Source organism: Oscillibacter sp. KLE 1745 (assembly GCF_000469445.2).
Lineage (GTDB): Bacteria > Bacillota > Clostridia > Oscillospirales > Oscillospiraceae > Oscillibacter > Oscillibacter welbionis.
Genome location: NZ_KI271654.1, coordinates 89,703 through 108,738, shown reverse-complemented (window position 1 = coordinate 108,738; position 19,036 = coordinate 89,703). Strand labels below are relative to the sequence as shown.

Sequence of the window (19,036 nt, the reverse complement as noted above, 5' to 3'; positions counted from 1 at the left end):
GCCCGGCGGGGATCATCCCCGCCGGGCGCTCCATTTTCTATCTGCCAGCTTTTTGAAGTGCCTTGGCCAGGGGCAGCACCGCCCGGCCCAGGGCCTCCAGGGCCTGGCCGAAGTCGAAGTACTCCTCCGCCTGGCTGTCGGAGAACAGGTGGTCTGAGACGGACTTCACCGATACAAACCGGACACCGTTCCGCAGGCATACCTGGGCGATGGCACCGCCCTCCATCTCCGTCAACAGGGGGGAGAAGGTGTCCCGGATCCACTCCGCCCGCTGCCCCTTCACAGCAAACCAATCCCCGGTGGATACCCGGCCGGTGACGGCGGGATGGCCCAGGGAAGCGAGCAGCTCCGCACAGCACTCCGGCTGCCAGGTGGGGAAGGCCACCTGATTCACCGTGGAGACCAGGCCGATGGGGTCCCCCACAGCGGTGGTGTCCACATCGTGCTGGACGAATTCCGACGCTACCACCAGCGTGCCGGTGGGCAGATCCGTGAAGCACCCGGCCACGCCGGCGTTGAGAATCAGATCTACGCCGTACCGCAGGCACAGCAGCTCCGCGGCCATGGCAGCGTTCACCTTGCTGACGCCGCCGGCACAGGCCAGAATGTCCGGGGCAATCTCAAATATGGGAACGCCGGAGACGGTCTCCAGCGGCGCCAGCTCCCGGGCGCCCGGCAGGGCATGGAGCTCCGACGGCATGGCGAATTGCAGGGCGATTTTCATGGATGATCCTCCTCTTGGACGTCAGGCAGCCGCTTGCCGCAGTGGCCGCAGAATGTATAGGAATCCCCCAGCTTGGCGCCGCAGTAGGGGCAGTAGCGCAGGGGCCCCTCCGGTCCGGACGTGTCCACGGCCTCCGGGGGCTGGCCGCCGAAGCGCTGATTCAGCGGGTCCGGCTCCTCCTCGCCGTCCACGATGTCGAAGGCGGAGTACCGTTTTTTGCCCGCGGCGTTCTTGAAATTGTAGACGGCCTGGACGATGCCCACGATAACGAACAGCACGCCGAAGATGGAGAAGGAGATGGGCGCCCCCATGGAGGCGGCGGATACGGTCCAGAAGATGCCGAAGACCACAGCGATGACGGAGCCGAGGGCTCCCATGGCTGACGGCCCCCGGCCGGGCTTGATGTGTTTCACAGCGGGGCTTCCTCCTTCGGCATTTCTGTCACCGGTCGTCCACGGTCAGCTTCAGCACGTCCGGCCGGGCGTAGTGGCCGCAGCCGTCGAATTCCATCCGGCTCCGGGGCACCTGGGTCAGGTCCAGATCCGCACAGATGATGGCCTCCCGGTCCCAGACGGGCTGGGTCACATAGTGGCCGTAGGGATCCACCACGCAGCTGCCGCCCCGGCAGACGATATCCGGCAGGCGGCCGATCTCCTCCGGGCAGTGGAGCCCGGCGGGGTACATGTCCCGAGTGAAGACCATGTCGCAGTTGACGAAAAAGCAGTGCCCCTCGATGGCAATGTGACGGATGGTGGCCTGCCACTCCTCGTTGTCGTTGGTGTTGGGAGAGAGGTACAGGGTGATCCCCTTCTCGTACAGGGCGACCCGGGCCAGGGGCATATAGCTCTCCCAGCAGATCAGGCTGGCCATGGGACCCCAGGGCGTCTGCGCCACCGGGAAGTAATGCCGGTCCGCGTCGCCCCACACCACCCGCTCCGCGCCGGTGGGCTTCAGCTTCCGGTGGACGGTGAGCAGTTCGCCCGCCGGGGAAAAGATCAGGTTGGTATTGTACAGCGTGGCGTTGACGGCGTCCCGCTCGGACACGCCGATACTCACGTAGGCCCGAGCCTCCCGGGCGGCCCGGCCCAGGATCTCTGTCTCCGGCCCAGGCACCAGGATGGAGTTGTCGTAGTACAGCCCCCAGTCCTTCCGGCCCGGGGCGGTCCGGCTGCCCACGGTGAAGCCGAAAGTCATGCCGTAGGGATAGCCGGGGATGAACAGCTCCGGGAACACGATCAGCTCCGCCTGCTCCGCAGCCGCGGCCCGGATCAGCTCCACCGCCTTCACGGTGCAGGCGGCTTTGTCAAACATCACTGGGGCGGCCTGGACCACCGCGATCCGGCAGGACTCCCGCAGATCCCGCATACACGATCACCTCGTTTCGAAGATTTCCGCTGGGTGTGTTTTGAGTATAGCATACCGCTGTGCCGGGGGCAAGGCTTTGCGGGGCATTTGCGCCCATTCGGGGCGGACGCTGCTCCCCTCGCGCTTTCCCAGGATCCCTGCTTCCGAAACGGGATGTTTGCAAAAGAACGGAGGGCAGGCCGCCGGCCTGCCCTCTCTGAATATGCGGAGATGCGGAATTTAGTTGCCCTTGACGATGGCGGCCGTGTCGGTGGCGATCATCAGCTCTTCATTGGTGGGGATCAGCAGGACCTTCACTTTGGAGTCGGCGGCGGAGATGACGGTCTCCTTGCCGCGGACGTCGTTGGCGGCGGGATCCAGCTTCACGCCCATATACTCCAGGCCGTCGCACACCATGGCGCGGATGCCCTTGTCGTTCTCGCCCACGCCGGCGGTGAAGATAATGGCGTCCACCCCGCCCATGGCGGCGGCGTAAGCGCCCACGTACTTCTTCACCTCGTAGGCGAACTTCTCCTCCGCCAGCTGGGCCCGTGCGTTGCCCTCTTCAGCGGCCTTCTCCAGGTCACGGAAGTCGGAGCTGACGCCGGACAGACCCTCTACGCCGGACTTCTTGTTGAGGATGTTCAGCATCTCGTCGATGTTCATGCCGTACTTGTTCATCAGGTACTGCAGGATGCCGGCGTCCAGGTCGCCGGAGCGGGTGCCCATGGGCAGGCCGGCCAGGGGAGTGAAGCCCATGGAGGTGTCCACGCTCTTGCCGCCGTCCACAGCGGCGATGGAGGAGCCGTTGCCCAGGTGGCAGGAGATCAGCTTCAGCTCCTCGGGCTTCTTGCCCAGCATGGCGGCAGCCCGGCCGGAGACATACTTGTGGGAGGTGCCGTGGAAGCCGTAGCGGCGAACCTTGTCCTTCTCATAGTATTCATAGGGCAGGGCGTACATATAGGCCTTGGCGGGCATCGTCTGGTGGAAGGCGGTGTCGAACACGGCCACCTGGGGCACGTCCTTGCCCATGACGGCGGTGCAGGCGTTGATGCCGGTGATGTTGGCGGGGTTGTGGAGGGGGGCCAGGGGGATGCACTCCTCCAGGGCCTTCATGACCTCATCGGTGATGAGCACAGAGCCGGCAAAGGCCTCGCCGCCATGGACTACCCGGTGGCCCACCGCATCGATCTCCTGCATGGAGCCGATGACGCCGTTGTCCTTGTCCACCAGAGCGTTCAGCACGGCCTGGATGGCCTCGGAATGGGTGGGCATGGCCACATCGACGGCGTCCAGCACCTGCTTGCCCTCCACCTGGGGCTTGTAGGTGAACTTGCCGTCGATGCCGATCCGTTCGCACAGGCCCTTGGCCAGCAGGGCGCCGGTCTCGGGATTCAGCAGCTGATACTTCAAGGAAGAGCTGCCAGCGTTGATAACCAGAATGTTCATGTTTACCGTCTCCTCTTTTTTGGAAATGCCCGTGGACATCCCCACATCGTATGAATTGCAGGCAGATGCCTGGCTGAAAGGGAACCCGTACCCCGGCGGGGCGGGTCCCGGCGCACTTCTCATTATACCAGAGATTTCCCCGGTTACAACCGGAATTTTGAACGAACCGGCGCTTTTTTGCCGGGGAAGTTCCGGCGCAGCGGCGTCTGCCCGCCGCAGAGCAGCCCGGAATCGGTCCGGCTGGACGTTTTCCGGAAAGTATGGTATGATCGAAAAAAAGCCCCATGCGGGCGGTATTGATAAAAAATTGACGAGACTGACACCGGACTGTAACTTTTTTGTCATTTGGAAGGGGAGAAATCCATGGGGGCCGCAGGTATAATCGTAGAATACAATCCGCTCCACAGCGGGCACCTGCGGCTTCTGGAGGCAGGCCGGGCGGCGCTGGGACCGGACACGGCCATGGTCTGCGTGATGAGCGGGAACTTCGTGCAGCGGGGGGACTTCGCCCTGCTGCGCAAACACGCCCGGGCCAGGGCCGCCGTGGAGAGCGGCGCGGACCTGGTGCTGGAGCTGCCCCTGCCCTGGGCGGTGGCCTCGGCGGAAGGATTTGCCGCCGGAGGCGTCCAGGCGCTGGCGGCCACCGGGGTTGTGGAGCACCTGCTGTTCGGCAGTGAGTGCGGCGATGTCTCCGCCCTGGAGCGGGTGGCCGCCGCGCTGCTGGCGCCGTCCTTCCGAGACCGGCTCCGAGAGGTGCTGCCTGGAGCGGTGAGCTTTGCCGCTGCCCGGCAGCGGGCGCTGACCGGCCTGCTGCCGGAGGAGGACGCCGCCCTGCTGGAGTCTCCCAACAACATTTTGGGCATCGAGTACTGCAAGGCCCTGCTGGGGCAGAACGCCCCCCTCCGGCCGGTGACCATCCGGAGGGAGGGCAGCGCCCACGACGGCGCCCTGGCGCCGGACACCCACCCCTCGGCCTCCGGCCTCCGGGCGCTGCTGCGGCAGGGGAAACGGGAGGAGGCCCTGTCCCTGCTGCCTCCGGCCATGGCCCGCGCTTATGAGCTGGAAGAGGCCGCCGGCCGGGCTCCGGTGTTCTGGGAGAACAGTCACCGGGCCATTCTGGCCCGGCTGCGGTCCATGACGGCGGCGGACTTTGCCGCCCTGGACCAGGGGCGGGAGGGCATTTGGAATCGACTGTACGACGCCTCCCGCGTTGCCGCCTCGCTGCCCGAACTGCTGGCCGCGGCCAAGACGAAGCGTTACGCCATGGCCCGCCTGCGGCGGATGGTGCTGTGGGCCTACCTGGGACTGACGCCCGGCGATATGCCGGAGCGGGTGCCCTATCTGCGGGTGCTGGCGGCCAATGGGACCGGTTGCCGACTGCTCTCCCGGATGCGGGAGGCGGCAGCCGTGCCGGTGCTGACCAGGCCGGCGCAGGTCCGGCGGTTGGGCCCGGAGGCCCGGCGCCTGTTTGAACTGGAGGTCCGCGCCACGGACCTGTATACCCTGGCGTATCCCCGCCTCTCCGCCGCCGGCGGCACGGAGTGGAGGGAAGGTCCCGTGATCTTAGGAGGGCCTGCGCCCTGCTGAGGAAAGGAGCAACCCCTATGAAACGGATGATCGCCCTGCTTTTGCTGCTGTGTATGCTGACAGCCTGCGCAGCCCCCGTTCCGGAGACGGAGGAGCCCACGGCTGCATCGCAGGAGATTGCCGTCCCGGAACAGAAGCAGCCGGACAGCGGCACGATGACGGGCGCGGCCACCTTCACTCAGGCTGCATCCGAGCCCTTGACCTATACGGTGGTTCTGAAGACGCTGGAGGACAGCGCCGCGGCGGCGGACGGCACGACTTTGGCGGTGCGCTCCTATGAGCTTCCGGAGATGACCGTGACCCTGCCGGACGGCACTGTGCTGACGGAGGCGGCCTCCCCGGCGGAGACGGCGGCCCTGGAGAGGGCGGAGGCCTTCAACAGCCGGTTCCGCGACTGGGCCGGGGCGGATGGCTTTGACGAGGTGACGGCTTGGGCAGAGGAGGAGCTGGCCTTTCGGACGGAGTCCGGTGGGAATTGGACACCCTACACGCTGGAGCTGGACTGTTCTGTCTATCAGACGGAGCAGATGGTGTGCATCCAGGCGGAGTATTACAGCTATACCGGCGGGGCCCACCCCAACACGGTACTGCTGGCCTGGAACTTCGACCTGATGACGGGCCAGTTCTTCGCGCCTGAGATTCTGGCAGCGGACGGGCAGATATTTCTGGACGCGGTCCGGGACGAGATCATCCGCCAGATCGACATGACGCCGGAAGCCGCCGTGGAGGCCGGCTACTGGGAGGACTATCAGGACATTGCCGCAAACTGGAGCAGCTACGCGGTCTCCTTCAATGAGGAGGGGATGACGGTGGCCTTCTCCCCCTATGAGATTGCCTGTTACGCCATGGGGCCGCAGGAGTTCCGGCTGTCCTACGAGCAGCTGGCGCCGCATTTGAACAGCCATGGCCGGGATCTGCTGAGGATCGGGAAGAATTGAGGAAAAAAAGTGCGCGCCGGGCAGGCGCGCGTTTTTTGTAATTGACATACCTAGAATTACTATGTATACTAAAGGCATAGTAATTCTAGGTATGTCGCCTGGACAGGAGGTGCCCGATGGCAAAAAAGCAGACCATGGACCACGCCCAGCTGCTGGTGCTGTCCCTGCTGGCGGGGGAGGATATGTACGGCTACCAGATGATCGTGGAGCTGGCCCGCAGATCCGACCACACCTTTGAGATGAAGGAGGGGACGCTGTACCCGGTGCTCCACGGCCTGGAGCGGGACGGGGCGGTGGAGGCGTATCAGCAGGAGGCCCCCACCGGCCGGATGCGGAAATACTACCGCCTTACCCGCCGGGGGGCGGCGGTGCTGCGGGAGGAGGCTGCCGCCTGGCAGACCTACTCCGGCGCGGTGAATGCGGTGCTCCGGGCCTGTCCGGGGCTGGACCCGGCATGATATGGACAGGCGGGATTATACGGACCGGGTGCTTTCGTCCCTGCGCCGTGTGACGGAGAAGGAGCGGGAGGCCATTCGGTCGGAGCTAGACGGCCACATCGAGGACCACATGGAGGCCCTGCGGGAGCTGGGGTATGACGAGGAGCTGGCAGAAGAGCGGGCCATCGCCGCCATGGGAGAGCCAGATGAGGTGGGACGGGAGCTGAACAGGCAATACACCGGCTGGGGCTGGGTGCTGGTGAGCCGGGCGGCGGTGGTGCTGACAGTGGTGCTGTGCGCTCAGGCTCTGCTGGCCCTGGGAATATTGGGGATGGTTATTGATAGCATCTCCGCCCGTATTTATCCGAATGAACCGTCTGCATATACCGCTGTGGCAGCAACGGAGCGGTTGGATATCCGCATTCCAGTTGGAAACGACATCCTGCGGGTTTACCGGATCAGCATAGGGCAGGCGGATGATACCCCAGGTGTGTGGGAGGCGGAAGTTCAGCTGTGTGCGTATGATCGAATTCCCGGCGGCATTGTGTCCAGACGGCTGATGGAGCAAACCTGGCTGGAAACGCCGGGAGGAAGGAGAGACCCTCCGAAGGGAAGCGGACGGGGAAACTGGAGGGTAGAATATGGCTCCTGCTATGTGCGCCTCTCCCCGGAGGATACATACGTCGTACTGCGCTTTGAGGCATTTGACGAGCAGATCCGTCTGGAACTGCCCCTGCCGGAACAGGAGGGATTATGAGACGGAAAAAGCTGCCCTCCCGGAAACGGCAGGCCCTGTGGCGGGTGCTGCTGGCACTGGTGAGTTTGCTGCTTGTGGATCATATTTTTGGTATCGCCCTGCTCCCGATTCAGGCTGTCCGGCGGGAGGCGGAACATGAGGGGATCGGCAGGGCCTGGGTCGTTGAGCGGAAGTGGGAGCCGTCGCTCTATAAAACACATCTTTTCTACCTGATGGAAAACGAGCGCGCTGTGATGCTGGGAGATACCCATCTCAGTCCGCTGGGCTGGGAGACGATGTTCGGAGCTACGGTGGACTGCACCGGCGAGGAACCCATATATGCGGGCTATCATCAGATCAGCCATGATGACAAGGTACTGGGCTGCTATTTTGGACAGATCAATGACCCCGCAATCGAGACAGTGGTGATCAGCATTCAGCAGGAGGAGTACGACCAGGGAAAAGCGGTACGCAGTGAGCTTCGCCGCTTGACCGTGGAGCAGGAGGACTTTGTCACCGGACGGGACCGGACATTTTTCTGGATTATGGAGCCCCTGCCATTGGAACAGTCGCCGGAAGCGGTTTGCTATCCGGTCATGATTGCCTATGACGCGGAAGGAAGAATTGCGGCGGAGTTCGACATCGAATGTTGTACATACAGCGGCTACGGCTGAGAAGAAGGCATGCCTTTCGGCGTGCCTTCTTCTAGTATGCAAGCTGACATAACATATTCTCCGCGAACCGATCCGCCCGGTCCTGAATCCCCGGCAGGGCCAGGGCCTCGCCCTTGTCGTTGGCGGTCTCCAGCAGGCAGAAGTTCGCCGGCAGCCAGAAGCCCTTGTTCATGTTCATGGCTCCCGCCGCCTGACAGGCCACGATGTCCCCGCCGGAGTAGCCGGACACCACGATGGCGAACACCGCCTTGTCCGCAAAGGAGGTGGTGCGGTACAGGGCCGTCAGCCGGTTGATGGCTGCCGTCAGGTTGGCGGACAGAGCGTCGTTGTAATTGGGGCACAGCAGCACCAGCGCGTCCGCCTCCCGGATGGCGGGGTAGACCTCCTGGACCATGACGCCGCCGTAGAAGCACCCGCCCTGTTCTCCGAAGTGGAGGCAGGTGGTGTAGGGGCAGCCGGCACAGTCCTCCAGCGTGCCGTTCCGCAGGCAGATCTCCGTGATGTCACAGCGTTCCTCCAGCCGGGTCCGCACCAGCCCCCACAGGGCCAGGGTGTTGGAGGTGGCCCGGCTGGAGGCGTGGAGGGCCAGCAGCTTCGGCCGCTCCAGCCGGGGGCGGGAGAAGGCCAGCACCCGCTCCACCAGATCCGCCGTCGCCAGATGGTAGGCCGCTTCCAAAGAACAGCCAGCGTTTCGGGCCTGGACCGTGAAGTTCCGCAGATCGCCAGTGCCTTCCACCAGAGGGCGACCCACAAAGGCGCAGCCCGCAAGGTTGGCGGCCAGCACCAGGTCCCGGCCCGCTGCCTTGGTGTACAGATCGCCGGGGGCGTCCACCAGCACGCTCCCCACGCAGCGGTCCAGGCAGTTTGGATGGGTGCGGAGATGGGCCAGCAGGTCATAGAACCCGCGGTTCACGCCGCCCTCATCCAGGGAGACGACAAACAGGAGCCGCCGTCCCGTCAGCGGACCCTCCAGGCGGGATAGCACCTCTGCCTGCCGCCCCGCCAGGGCCGCCTCCAGCACTCCGGCGCACCGGGGGGAGAGCGCCCCGCCGGGGCGGATCACCGTCAGTTCTTCAGATATGCCGATCATCTCCTTCCTGCGTCCGGCTGCATTCCGGCCGAGCCCCCGCCCGGTGCGCGGGGCAAAGCGGCGTGCAGCGGCCGGTATGATGAAACGCGGCGGCAGCCGCCCGCTAAATGATCTCCCGCAGAAGTGTCTGGGTTTCCCGCAGCCGCTCGAACAGCGGTGTGGGCAAAGAGGCAGTCTCGATTTCCAGACCGGCGGCGGTTAAACGGTTGCGGACGCCGAACCAGATCCCCCCCAGAGCCACCGAGCTGCAATGCCAGCTCCGGCGGAGCGTCAGCAGCAGCTGCATGGCGCCGGAGGAAATGGCAGGAGCCACATAGGGCTTGAAGCCCAGCTCCCGGATCCGCAGATTGGCGGTGGCCACCAGCTCCGTCAGCTCCCGGGAGAGGCCGTCATCATAATGGGAGAGGGAGTTGGCGATCACCAGCCCCTGACCGTGAGGACCATAGCTGCGGCCATCCAGCAGGAAGCTGCGGAACCGGGGATCCTGTTTGGCAAAATAGGCCGCCCGGGCGTTCATGACCCCCAGTCCGAAGCCCTGGATCTGTTCCGCCCGAAGCCCCTGCCCGTCCCACTGGCCGTCGGGCCCCTGGTTGGAGGCCAGATACGCCGCCTTGCACAGGGGATCCACCGGGTCGGAGAGTACAATAAAGAGTCCCCGGAATCCCGCCTGCCGGGCCTGCCGGGCGTAGTCCTCCACCAGCGGCCGGTTGGCGCCGAACTGGGCCATCCGCACGTCCCGGACACCGCCTCCCACCGGAGGAACGCCGCGAGTGGCGGCGAAGAGGAACACATCACAGCGGAACAAGTCCCCGGCCGCTACCGGCTCCACTGCCGGAAGGGCGTCGTAGTCCCAAGGCCAGGATACCTGCTCCATCTCCGTGACCCAGCGGGCCACAGTCTTCTGATTCAGGTCGCAGATACCGATGCTCTCAATACAGTCGCCCCCCAGGAGCTTCAGCGCCGTCAAAAGGGTGCTGCCCACATCCCCTACCGCCAGCAGATTCACCCGCAGGCGGCTTGGCAGATGCATGGCGGGCGCCTTGGTAAAGTCAGCCCAGCGGGGGTGGCGGATGTTAACCGCCCGCAGCAGCCGGGCGTCGATGGTGTGCTGGAGGCGTTTGGGCAGGGAGGGGACCGGAACGCCCATCCGGGAGGGGTCCAGCCAGGTCACATCCTCCGTCTCCGCAGTGAGCTGCCGGGGGTCTGAGACGCAGAAGGAGGACCGGCTGCGAATCGGGTCCCGGTCGATGAGGAAGAGGCTGGGCGTCCCTGCGGAGGGACGCTTCGCCGGCTCCAGGGGGAGGTCCGGCAGCAGAGAGGCGAAGATGACCTCCCCGTGGCGGTAGTAATACATAAGGGCTCCTTTCGCCTGGATGGCGCGCCAGGCCCGCGGTCAGGATTGGAGGACGTTCCGCATCCGCAACAGCATCTCCAGGTCGTTCTGCAGAAATACGGAGGCAGGAAGACTGGGGTCATAGTGCATACAGCTGCCCTTGTCCGGGGAGAGGGGCAGGATCACCGCCTCACTGAGGCGGGAGAGGGTGAGGTTGCGGGCGTACCGCTCCCGGAAGGTGGTCTCCAGGGCCAGCAGGATGTCCCGGGCGTTCTCCAGGCAGGCACAGGAGAAACGGAACACCGCCTCCCGTCCGCACTCCCGGTAGAAGCGGGGGAAGGCGTAGGGCAGGATCAGGTTCACCGCTGGGGTCAGGCCGGGGACGGAGGGCTCCTCATGCCCCACAGTGTCGCCGCCGATGAAGGGGTACATGGTGGACTCCACGAACCAAGAACGCATATTCGGAATGAAATAGACGCTGTCCACACTGCGGCCCTTGGCGGCCATCAGATCCCGTCCGCGGCCGGACAGCAGGCCCACCAGCACCCGGTCGATGACCACACCCTCCTGCCGGAAGAGGGGATCCAGCGCCCGGATCCGGTTGCCGGAGTGGAGCAGGTCGTCCACCAGGATCACCGGCCGGCGGAAGGAGTGGATGGTGCGGATCTGGCTCTCCAGCGGCGCGTAGCCGGGGAAGTTCTCAATGTCGAAGGAGGTGAGGTCCCTGGCAAAGACCTTGTCGGTGTGGATGGTCTTGGTGACGGTGTTGGGGATAGCATTGCCCCGCAGGATCTTGCCGAAGGGTACGCACATCTTGGGACCCAGTACCCGGGGCACTGTGGGCTCCGCCGGGACGCCGTTCAGGTCCACGATCTTCCGCACCAGACGGTGGTAAATGACCTCCGCGTTCAGGGACAGGATCAGAGAACCCGGATACAGGCCGGTGAGAGCCCGCTGCATCCGGCAGTGGGCGGCGCGGACCGCCGCCAGCACGGTACGGTCGGAGGAGAAAGGCTCCTTCAGCGTGGTGGGGATGTTCTGCAGCAGTACGGAGGGAGAGCGCATATCCACCAGCAGCAGGGGCTTTGCGCTGGGCAGCTCCGCCGGGACAAAGCCTTGCCTCTCCAGCAGGTCCAGCGTCTCCTCCGACGCAGTGGCGTGCCACACGGCATAGCTGCAGTCCGCTCCCAGGGAGCGGGAGAGGGCCTCTGTCATCAGCAGCTGGCCCACATCATAGCTGCCGCTGGAGCCGCGGGCGGTGTAAAGTCCGGTGAGCAGCTGAACCCGCCCCGCCGTGTGCTTGCGGACATAGTCCGCCAGCTCCGTGTCCCCCAGGGCCTCATACAGCCCGCCGGAGTTCACGGTCCGCAGGGTCAGAAAACCCAGCACCCGGGGGCGGGATCCCGCGTCCCGCAGGATGCAGAGGCCGTCCCTGGGGTCGATCTCCGGCGGCTGCTCCCGCCCCTGAAGCGGTACCTCCGTCAACTCCTCCCACAGGTGCCGGTCCGGCTGGGAGATGTGGGAGAACTCCAGATCCCCCGCCCGGAGGATCCGCTTGTACTGGGGCTCCCGGAGATAGAGGCTGTTGCGGTAGATGAAGTCCTGTACCACCGGGTCAATGAGGGTGGAGATGTCCCGTCCCAGGTCGATGTTCTCCCGGATGCGGGTGGAGCTGATGTCTTCCAGATGGGTGGGCAGCTGCAGCTGGATGATGCGGCCGGAGATGCAGCCCAGATCTGCGTCGATCTCCCGTCCCTCCGCGTCGCTGGAGCGGCGGAAGACGATGTGGTTCATGGAGTGGACGGACCCCGGCACCGGTGCCGCCTTGTAGGAGGAGGCGTTGGCTACCACGTCCGAGCCCACCGCCAGGTACAGCTCCCGGCCGGAAAAGACCTCCCGCAGCCGGTCCAGGTCCTCCGGCGTGGCCAGGTTCACTGGGATGTCGTGGGGGAAGAGGTACACGTCGAACTCGTCCGCCACGGACATGCTGACGATCTGCCTCCGCACCAGGGAGGGCTGCGCCTTCTTGGACCAGGAGAACTCGTCGATGGCCAGATACACCTCCATCCCCAGATCCCGGATCTCCTGGACGATGCCCTTGTGGCTCAGGGAGAAGGGGTCGAAGGTGCCGGGAAAGAAGGCGGCCCTTGCCGGCATGTAGAAGGGGAAGTCTCCGCTTTCAATCTGATAGGAGACGATGAAGCGGTAGATGTGGGAGAGGGCGGCGGCGGTGTAGAAGAAGCTCAGCTCCTGTTCCGGCTGCTCTCCCAGCAGGAAGAGGATCTTCTTGGCCATCAGGGTGAAGAGGGCAGCCTTCCCCTCGTAGGAGAGGGTCTGTGAGGCGAAGATCCGCTCGCCCAGGATCTGCAGCGCCTCCTGCCGTACGCTCTGACGATAAGAGGCCAGGCCCTTCAACAGCAGGCCTGCCAGCCGCCGCCAGCGGCGTTCCAGTACCTCCCGGGACTCGCGGAACCGCTGGGCGTATACGGCATAATGCTCCAGCATGGCGCCCACAGTGGCCAGGGCGGCGGCCACCACCACGGTGTTGGCGGAGGAGAGGAGGATCTGCATCTGATCCACGATCTCGTCCAGTTCCCTGGGCGTCAGCCACAGGGCAAACTGGCCCAGGTACTGGGGGATGTACTGGGAGATCTCCGTCTGCCCGGTCTCCAGCACCTTGGAAAGCTCCACGGCCACCTCGTTCCGGCGGTCCGGCGTCAGGGCCGGAGCAATGGCCAGCAGGGAAGCGCCCGCCAGCCGGCGGACCACGATATTCTCACTGACCTTCATCAGGTTGGAGAAGTGGGTGGCGATGTGGAGCACGTTGGCGCGGTCTCCCTGTTCCACCTGACCCAGCAGGTACTCCACGCCCACGGCCTTCAGAACCCAGTGGGTCGCAGTCTTCAGGTTGTCCAGAAACACATTGCTCACGACGTCCTGCCGGTCCAACAGGGACCGCTGGATGGAGACATCCAGGCCCAGCCGCTCTCCCAGGCGGGCCTGGAGAAACAGCAGCGGCGTGCTTCCCCGGCAATCCGCTGCCTCCACGGCGGCAGTGATGGCCGCGGCGTCCCGGCCATTGGGGTCCAGGGCCGTCAGCAGGTGGTGGAACAGCCGCAGGGCGGCGGCCTTCTGGGGCAGGCCGCCCCGTTCCAGCCACCAGACGGAAAAGCCGGTCAGCACGTGCAGATCCTCGGCGGATACCCGGTCCAGCGGCAGGCTCAGCACCGTGTCCAGCAGGGCAAAGGCCGCATCGGCGTCCACCAGTTCCGGGCGGCGGTAGTGGCGGAACAGCTCCCCGGCAAAGCGGGGGGCGTCGGCGTCGGAGCAGTTCATCAGCAGCGCGTCCGCCGCGGTCTTGGCCTGATAGCGGATCATGCTGATCTGCCGGGGCGTCAGCCGCCGGTCCGGGTCGATGAGCTTTTCCAGGTACTCCGCCCACAGCTGGAAGGGCAGGTCTTCCTCCGGGTCCGGCGGGGCGTCGGCCGGGGGCTCCTTCTGATAGCCCAGGCGGAAGGCGGCCAGGATGCGTCCGATGAGGGCGGCGGCCCGGCGGCGGATGTCTCCGTCCGGGATCAGCAGCAGCTCGTACAGAAAGTCCAGGGTCTGCTGCTTCTGGGAGGCGTTCCAGTAGGTGAAATACTCCTCAAAAATGGAGACGTATGCCTGGAGCCGGGCGGGGTTCTTTTCGCCCCGGGCGGCCTCCAGAGTGTTGCCGAAGAGCTGCTCATGGCCCAGCCGGTGCATCAGGCGGATATTGTGGTCCACGGCGGTACGCCGCAGAGCGGTCACCACCTCGTCCGTGTTCAGCAGGGCAGCATTTTTGGCCGGGCGGGCGGGGCCGTCGGCGGTGCGGAGGGTGGTGTCCACCCCAAAGGAGATGAGATAGTCCTCAAAGTCCCGCAGCTTGGCGTAGACATAGCGGTAGCGCAGGCGCTTGGCATCGTCCACATTGTCCAGCTTGCTGAGGATGACGTCAAAGGCCTCCTGCAGGGAGTAGAGGCAGGGGATCTCCCGGCGGTCCTCCCCATAGGTCTGCTTCACCCGGAAGTCCGCGTACACCAGCGTCAGGGACTCCGAGGACAGGTTCTCGATCTCCAAATCCCAGACGGAGTGGTTGGCCGCGATGTGGCCGAGGGCCGTCAGTCCCCGGCGGGTGAACCACTGGTCGGTGTAGTAATAGTGCAGGTAGGGCACCCGTTCCCCGGGCTTGCAGCCGAATTTGCCCAGGTCGTGGCCCAGGGCGGCTCCGGAGATCAGCCCCAGGTCGATGAGTCCGCCGGAGGCGCAGAAGGCCCGGGCCACCCGCATGGACACATAGTGGACGCCGGCGATGTGCTCCAGGGTGCGGAAGGATGTGACCTCCCGGCTCAGGCGGAGCATCTCATAGATGTATTCCTCCCGGAACCGGTAGCAGAAGCGGCGGTACTCCTCCGCCACACCGCTGTGGGAGAGTTCCTCCTCCGTGCAGAATTCAAAGTCCAGCCAGAAGTCAAAGGGCAGGCAGGTCCGCTCCGCGTCAAACAGGACCTGGAGCAGCTGTAGAAAGCACAGCGCTCCATCCCACTGGGCGGAGGTATGTCCGGGGTCCGACGCCGGATACAACAGCGCCCGGGCCACCTGGTAGGCGTAGGACAGCCATCCCTCAGCGGGATCCGGCGCCACCTGGTCCAGCAGGGGGCGGAAGGCCGCCAGGGCGTCGGCGCAGGAGATCCGGCCCCGGATGGGCACCAGATCCCGAAGCAGCTGGTGCCAGTCGGCGCCGCCGAAGATACGCTCCGCGTCGGCGCGGGCCATTCCCAGCTTCTGAAGAAACGCGGGCGATTCAAAGGCCTCCGCCGCCTGAATATGCAGGGGCTTTCCCAGTTGTCGTTCCATGGGTATCGTCTCCCTTTTCCTCTGGTGTCGTTTTTTTCAGTATATCGCATTTGTGGGCCGGAAGGAAGAGAAATCTCAGGGGCCGTGTCAAAAAAGCGGTCCCCGCCCCGATGGGCGGAGACCGCGGAAACGCTCACTGCGTAAAATGTGTGTGGTTGAAGATGTGGTCCTCACAGAAGCAGTGGTAGCCCGCGCACTTGGAACAATAGCGGAACTGCAGGTCCGGAAAGTCCGTATCTGTGCGGCCGCAGACCTCGCACTTGTGGCGGTAGCCCTGCTGCTGGGCCTTCTTCCGCTGCTGCTTCACTGCGGACTTGAACTGGATGGTCTGGTGGGAGTTCTGATGGCGGACGGCAAAGCCGAACTCCCGCAGAAGGTCCCCGATCCTGTCCCAGAAGAACACCAGATACACCAGCCAGACGGCCAGCAGCTGGGGCAGTGTGAACAGCGCCGCCCACATGCCGGAACGGAGCAGGTCATACAGGGTCAGCAGCACATACAACGCCGCCAGCCACTTGGCCTTGACTGGCAGAATCAGATAGACGCGGATCAGCGCGTCAGGGTACAGGGTAGCAAAGGCCAGGAACAGGATCTGGTTGAGATTGCCGCTGCTGACAACGGGAAGCGGGGACCACAGTATGCTGATCATGCCGAATACCACCATCAGCACGGCGCAGGCCAGATAGAACAGGGTGAACTTGGCGGTGCCCCAGTACTCCTCAATGGAGGTGCCGATGAAGTAGTAGAAGGACAGGCTGATGAAGATCCAGAACAGAGAGCCGTTGGTGGGCAGGAACATCCAGGTGACCAGCCGCCACAGCTCTCCCTGCAGAACGAGCTCTGCGTTGAAGTACAGCATATAGCTGGCATAGCCATTGGAGAACAGGTCTAGCACAAATACCACGGCCATGATCCCCACCAGAAACTTCATCAGGTTCGGAATGCCGAAGCGGGGATGCTGCAGGCAAAAGCGGTCCACGCTGTCGCAGAGTTTTCTCACGGTGAAGCCCTCCAGAACATTTCAAATATACAAGCGATATCCATTATACCCGATCAGAGGAAAAAAGTCATGTATAATTTTTGAACAGGCGGAACATCTGCGCAGTTTTCCGACGGGGCGACGGATTTCTCCGCAAAACCGGAAAAACCGTATTGACAAACGGGAAAAACCTGATAAGATAATAGGGACAATTTTATTACCCTTATCAAGAGTGGCGGAGGGAACGGCCCGATGAACCCACGGCAACCTGCTTATGACAAGGTGCCAAATCCGGCGGTGATCGACAGATGAGGAGCAAGCAACCAAATCCGTTTGTGTGTTTCGCCGTCGAAACGCACATTTTTTTCGCCCCTTGATGAGGTCAGTGCTCAGAAAGGAACCTGTACTATGGCAAGACACTATCTCTTCACCTCCGAGTCCGTAACGGAGGGCCACCCCGACAAGGTCTGCGACCAGATCTCCGACGCCGTCCTGGACGCCATTCTGGAGCAGGACCCCAACGGCCGCGTGGCCTGCGAGACCACGGCCTGCACCGGATTGATCCACGTGATGGGCGAGATCACCACCAGCTGCTATGTGGACATCGCCCACATCGCCCGGGAGGTGGTCCGGGACATTGGCTATGACCGGGGCAAGTACGGCTTTGACTGCGACACCTGTGCCGTGGTTACCTCCATCGACGAGCAGTCCGCCGACATCGCCATGGGCGTGGACAAATCCTTGGAGAACAAGGAGGGCACCGACAGCGAGCTGAGCAACGGCGCCGGTGACCAGGGCATGATGTTCGGCTACGCCTGCGACGAGACGCCGGAACTGATGCCCCTGCCCCTGTCCCTGGCACAGAAGCTGTGCAAGCGCATGGCGGAGGTCCGCAAGAGCGGCCAGGTGCCCTATATGCGGCCCGACGGCAAGAGTCAGGTCACCGTGGAGTATGACGAGCACAACCGCCCTGTCCGGGTGGATACAGTGGTCATCTCCACCCAGCACGACCCCGATGTCTCCCTGGAGCAGATCCGGAAGGACATGATCGAGCAGGTGGCCAAGGCCGTGATCCCCGCGGACATGCTGGACGAGAACACAAAGTATTACGTGAACCCTACCGGCCGTTTCGTCAAGGGCGGCCCGGCGGCGGATTCCGGCCTCACCGGCCGGAAGATCATCGTGGATACCTACGGCGGCAGCGCCCCCCACGGCGGCGGCTGCTTTTCCGGCAAGGATCCCACCAAGGTGGACCGCTCCGCGGCCTACGCCGCCCGGTACGTGGCCAAGAACATCGTGGCCGCGGGCCTTGCCCGCCGCTGCCAGGTGCAGTTGGCCTACGCCATCGGCGTGGCCCAGCCGGTGAGTGTGCTGGTGGACACTTTCGGCACCGGTACGGTGGGAGACGACAGGCTGGAGACTGCCGTCCGCAAGGTGTTTGACCTGCGGCCCACGGCCATCATCCGGGACCTGGACCTGCGCAAGCCCATCTACCGCAAGCTGGCGGCCTACGGCCACATGGGCCGGGAGGACCTGGGCGTGACCTGGGAGAAAACTGACCGCACGGAGGCTCTGAAGGCCGCCGCAGAGGCGTGAAGCCTTTTTCAAAACTGAATCAAACGGTATGATACAGGCGGCGCCGCTGATTTTCAGCAGCGCCGCCTTTTCCGCTCAAAGCTCCATGGACAAATATACCATGTCCGACAAAAGCCGCCCCCCTTCGTATATGGGGTGGTCGTAAAATTGAAGGAAGAAATTGGGGACCCGGTGGCTTTCCCGGAACCCGCAGGCCCGGTAGAAGGGGAGGGTGAGGGGACTGTCCCCGGTGCCCACCAGGAGGCGTGTCCCTCCGGCGGTCCGGCAGGCGCCGGCCACATGCCGAACCATGGCCCGGCCGTAGCCCTGGCGCTGAAAGGCCGGCTCCACGGCCAGATTCTTGATCTCGAACACGCCCGGCGCCTCCTTGGTCACCACGCACACGGCGCGAAGTCCGCCGTCGTACAGCGCCAACAGCGTTCCGCGGTCCAGATAGCGGTCGATCATGTCCTCCTGTTCGTCTCCCAGCAGCAGGAGGGGGAGAAAGTCCCGCTTGCCCGACTCGATTCTGCGAATATCCATGCCTACGCCTCCCTGTCTCTGATACGGGTAGAAGAGCACATTTCCTCCGGATTGTCAAGTCCGGGGTGCCGCAATTTGTCTAAAAGAGTCCGAATGTGTCGAATCTATTTCAAAAACCTGCGATTTTTGATATGCTATGTATGAATTGAAGAGGAGAGGAGACGGTTTCGGATGGATGAAGATATCCTGCGGACAGTGGAAAAAATCAGTGGGAAACTGAGCCGGGACTGCTATTACGACCTGTGCTGCCTGGTCAAGGCTGCCATCCCCCGTATGCCGGGCACCTTCTCCATGGAGACGCTGTATCCGGAGGCGCAGAGATACAGTGAAAAGGAAAAGGACACCCTGGCAAAGGCCCTCTCCCGGGCGGAGGAGGACATCTGGGACTGCGGAGACCGGGCGGAGCTGCAGAAGCTCTTTCAACGCGTGCTGCGGGAAAAGCCCACGCCGAAGGATCTGGTCCGGGTGCTGGCCTTGTCGGTCTGGCGCCGGCGCAAGGCGGTGCGGCCGCAGGTGCGCTATCAGGTTCTGGAGACCCGGCACCCCCGGCGATTCGGATTCAGCGGCGAATCCTGGGAACCGGAGCGACATCTGGTGGTCCTGCTGCCGGGAAGGGAACAGGCAGAGGTAGAGCAGCTGGTGCGCAGACTGAATCAGCGGCAGATCCCTATCCAGGAGGCGGAGGAGCGTTTTCTGAATGGGGAAGATCTGCTGCCGGTCCTTTGAACAGAGGAGGAGCCTCCCGTGGG

The 19,036-nt window shown here is 64.1% G+C and carries 16 protein-coding genes and 1 riboswitch; of the genes, 7 read left to right on the top strand and 9 right to left on the bottom strand.

What is annotated here, in order from left to right:
* Positions 1-37 precede the first annotated feature (37 nt).
* The 4 genes from mtnN to HMPREF1546_RS00830 form a co-directional block, all read right to left on the bottom strand.
* Positions 38-724, bottom strand: coding sequence for a 5'-methylthioadenosine/S-adenosylhomocysteine nucleosidase (gene mtnN / locus HMPREF1546_RS00845; RefSeq protein WP_021750090.1), 687 nt, complete (start codon positions 722-724; stop codon positions 38-40).
* Entirely contained in the window at positions 721-1,137 is a 417-nt protein-coding gene (locus HMPREF1546_RS00840; RefSeq protein WP_025543761.1) for a zinc ribbon domain-containing protein, read from the bottom strand. The genes mtnN and HMPREF1546_RS00840 overlap by 4 nt, the downstream gene beginning before the upstream one ends.
* 28 nt (positions 1,138-1,165) lie before the next feature.
* A complete protein-coding gene (locus HMPREF1546_RS00835; protein WP_021750092.1) occupies positions 1,166-2,089 on the bottom strand; it encodes a carbon-nitrogen hydrolase family protein in 924 nt (307 codons plus the stop codon).
* A 219-nt stretch (positions 2,090-2,308) separates the two neighbouring features.
* Positions 2,309-3,517, bottom strand: a complete 1,209-nt coding sequence (locus tag HMPREF1546_RS00830) for an acetate/propionate family kinase (protein ID WP_025543760.1) — start codon at positions 3,515-3,517, stop codon at positions 2,309-2,311.
* Between the two features lie 363 nt (positions 3,518-3,880).
* On the opposite strand from HMPREF1546_RS00830, the gene HMPREF1546_RS00820 reads away from it, so the two are divergent.
* The 5 genes from HMPREF1546_RS00820 to HMPREF1546_RS00800 all read left to right on the top strand — a co-directional run bounded on the left by HMPREF1546_RS00820 (position 3,881) and on the right by HMPREF1546_RS00800 (position 7,889).
* Positions 3,881-5,104, top strand: coding sequence for a nucleotidyltransferase family protein (locus HMPREF1546_RS00820; protein ID WP_036630758.1), 1,224 nt, complete (start codon positions 3,881-3,883; stop codon positions 5,102-5,104).
* 17 nt (positions 5,105-5,121) lie between these two features.
* Positions 5,122-6,042 carry a DUF3298 and DUF4163 domain-containing protein gene (locus tag HMPREF1546_RS00815; protein WP_021750095.1) on the top strand — a complete coding sequence of 307 codons (921 nt, stop codon included), beginning with the start codon at positions 5,122-5,124 and terminating at the stop codon, positions 6,040-6,042.
* Positions 6,043-6,158: 116 nt separating this feature from the next.
* Positions 6,159-6,500, top strand: a complete 342-nt coding sequence (locus HMPREF1546_RS00810; protein ID WP_021750096.1) for a PadR family transcriptional regulator — start codon at positions 6,159-6,161, stop codon at positions 6,498-6,500.
* Between the two features lies 1 nt (position 6,501).
* Positions 6,502-7,236, top strand: coding sequence for a permease prefix domain 1-containing protein (locus HMPREF1546_RS00805; protein WP_021750097.1), 735 nt, complete (start codon positions 6,502-6,504; stop codon positions 7,234-7,236).
* Positions 7,233-7,889 (top strand): hypothetical protein, encoded by a 657-nt coding sequence (locus tag HMPREF1546_RS00800; RefSeq protein WP_021750098.1) that lies wholly within the window; start codon positions 7,233-7,235, stop codon positions 7,887-7,889. Before HMPREF1546_RS00805 ends, HMPREF1546_RS00800 begins: the two co-directional genes overlap by 4 nt.
* A 31-nt stretch (positions 7,890-7,920) precedes the next feature.
* Here HMPREF1546_RS00800 and HMPREF1546_RS00795 read toward each other — a convergent pair whose 3' ends face one another.
* The 4 genes from HMPREF1546_RS00795 to HMPREF1546_RS00780 all read right to left on the bottom strand — a co-directional run bounded on the left by HMPREF1546_RS00795 (position 7,921) and on the right by HMPREF1546_RS00780 (position 16,190).
* Entirely contained in the window at positions 7,921-8,979 is a 1,059-nt protein-coding gene (locus HMPREF1546_RS00795) for an NAD(P)H-dependent oxidoreductase (protein ID WP_021750099.1), read from the bottom strand.
* A gap of 103 nt (positions 8,980-9,082) precedes the next feature.
* Positions 9,083-10,333 (bottom strand): hypothetical protein, encoded by a 1,251-nt coding sequence (locus HMPREF1546_RS00790; protein WP_021750100.1) that lies wholly within the window; start codon positions 10,331-10,333, stop codon positions 9,083-9,085.
* A 39-nt stretch (positions 10,334-10,372) separates the two neighbouring features.
* A complete protein-coding gene (locus HMPREF1546_RS00785; RefSeq protein WP_021750101.1) occupies positions 10,373-15,190 on the bottom strand; it encodes a nicotinate-nicotinamide nucleotide adenylyltransferase in 4,818 nt (1,605 codons plus the stop codon).
* Between the two features lie 133 nt (positions 15,191-15,323).
* The gene (locus tag HMPREF1546_RS00780) at positions 15,324-16,190 is read right to left on the bottom strand and encodes a rhomboid family intramembrane serine protease (protein WP_025544114.1); all 867 of its coding nucleotides are present in this window, start codon (positions 16,188-16,190) and stop codon (positions 15,324-15,326) included.
* Between the two features lie 199 nt (positions 16,191-16,389).
* Positions 16,390-16,484: riboswitch (SAM riboswitch) on the top strand.
* A gap of 93 nt (positions 16,485-16,577) precedes the next feature.
* On the opposite strand from HMPREF1546_RS00780, the gene metK reads away from it, so the two are divergent.
* Complete coding sequence (gene metK / locus HMPREF1546_RS00775) at positions 16,578-17,765, top strand: methionine adenosyltransferase (protein WP_021750104.1); 1,188 nt, start codon at positions 16,578-16,580, stop codon at positions 17,763-17,765.
* A 75-nt stretch (positions 17,766-17,840) separates the two neighbouring features.
* On the opposite strand, the gene HMPREF1546_RS00770 is transcribed toward metK, so the two are convergent.
* Positions 17,841-18,287, bottom strand: a complete 447-nt coding sequence (locus HMPREF1546_RS00770) for a GNAT family N-acetyltransferase (RefSeq protein ID WP_021750105.1) — start codon at positions 18,285-18,287, stop codon at positions 17,841-17,843.
* Between the two features lie 171 nt (positions 18,288-18,458).
* On the opposite strand from HMPREF1546_RS00770, the gene HMPREF1546_RS00765 reads away from it, so the two are divergent.
* Positions 18,459-19,013 (top strand): hypothetical protein, encoded by a 555-nt coding sequence (locus HMPREF1546_RS00765; RefSeq protein WP_021750106.1) that lies wholly within the window; start codon positions 18,459-18,461, stop codon positions 19,011-19,013.
* Positions 19,014-19,036: the final 23 nt, after the last annotated feature.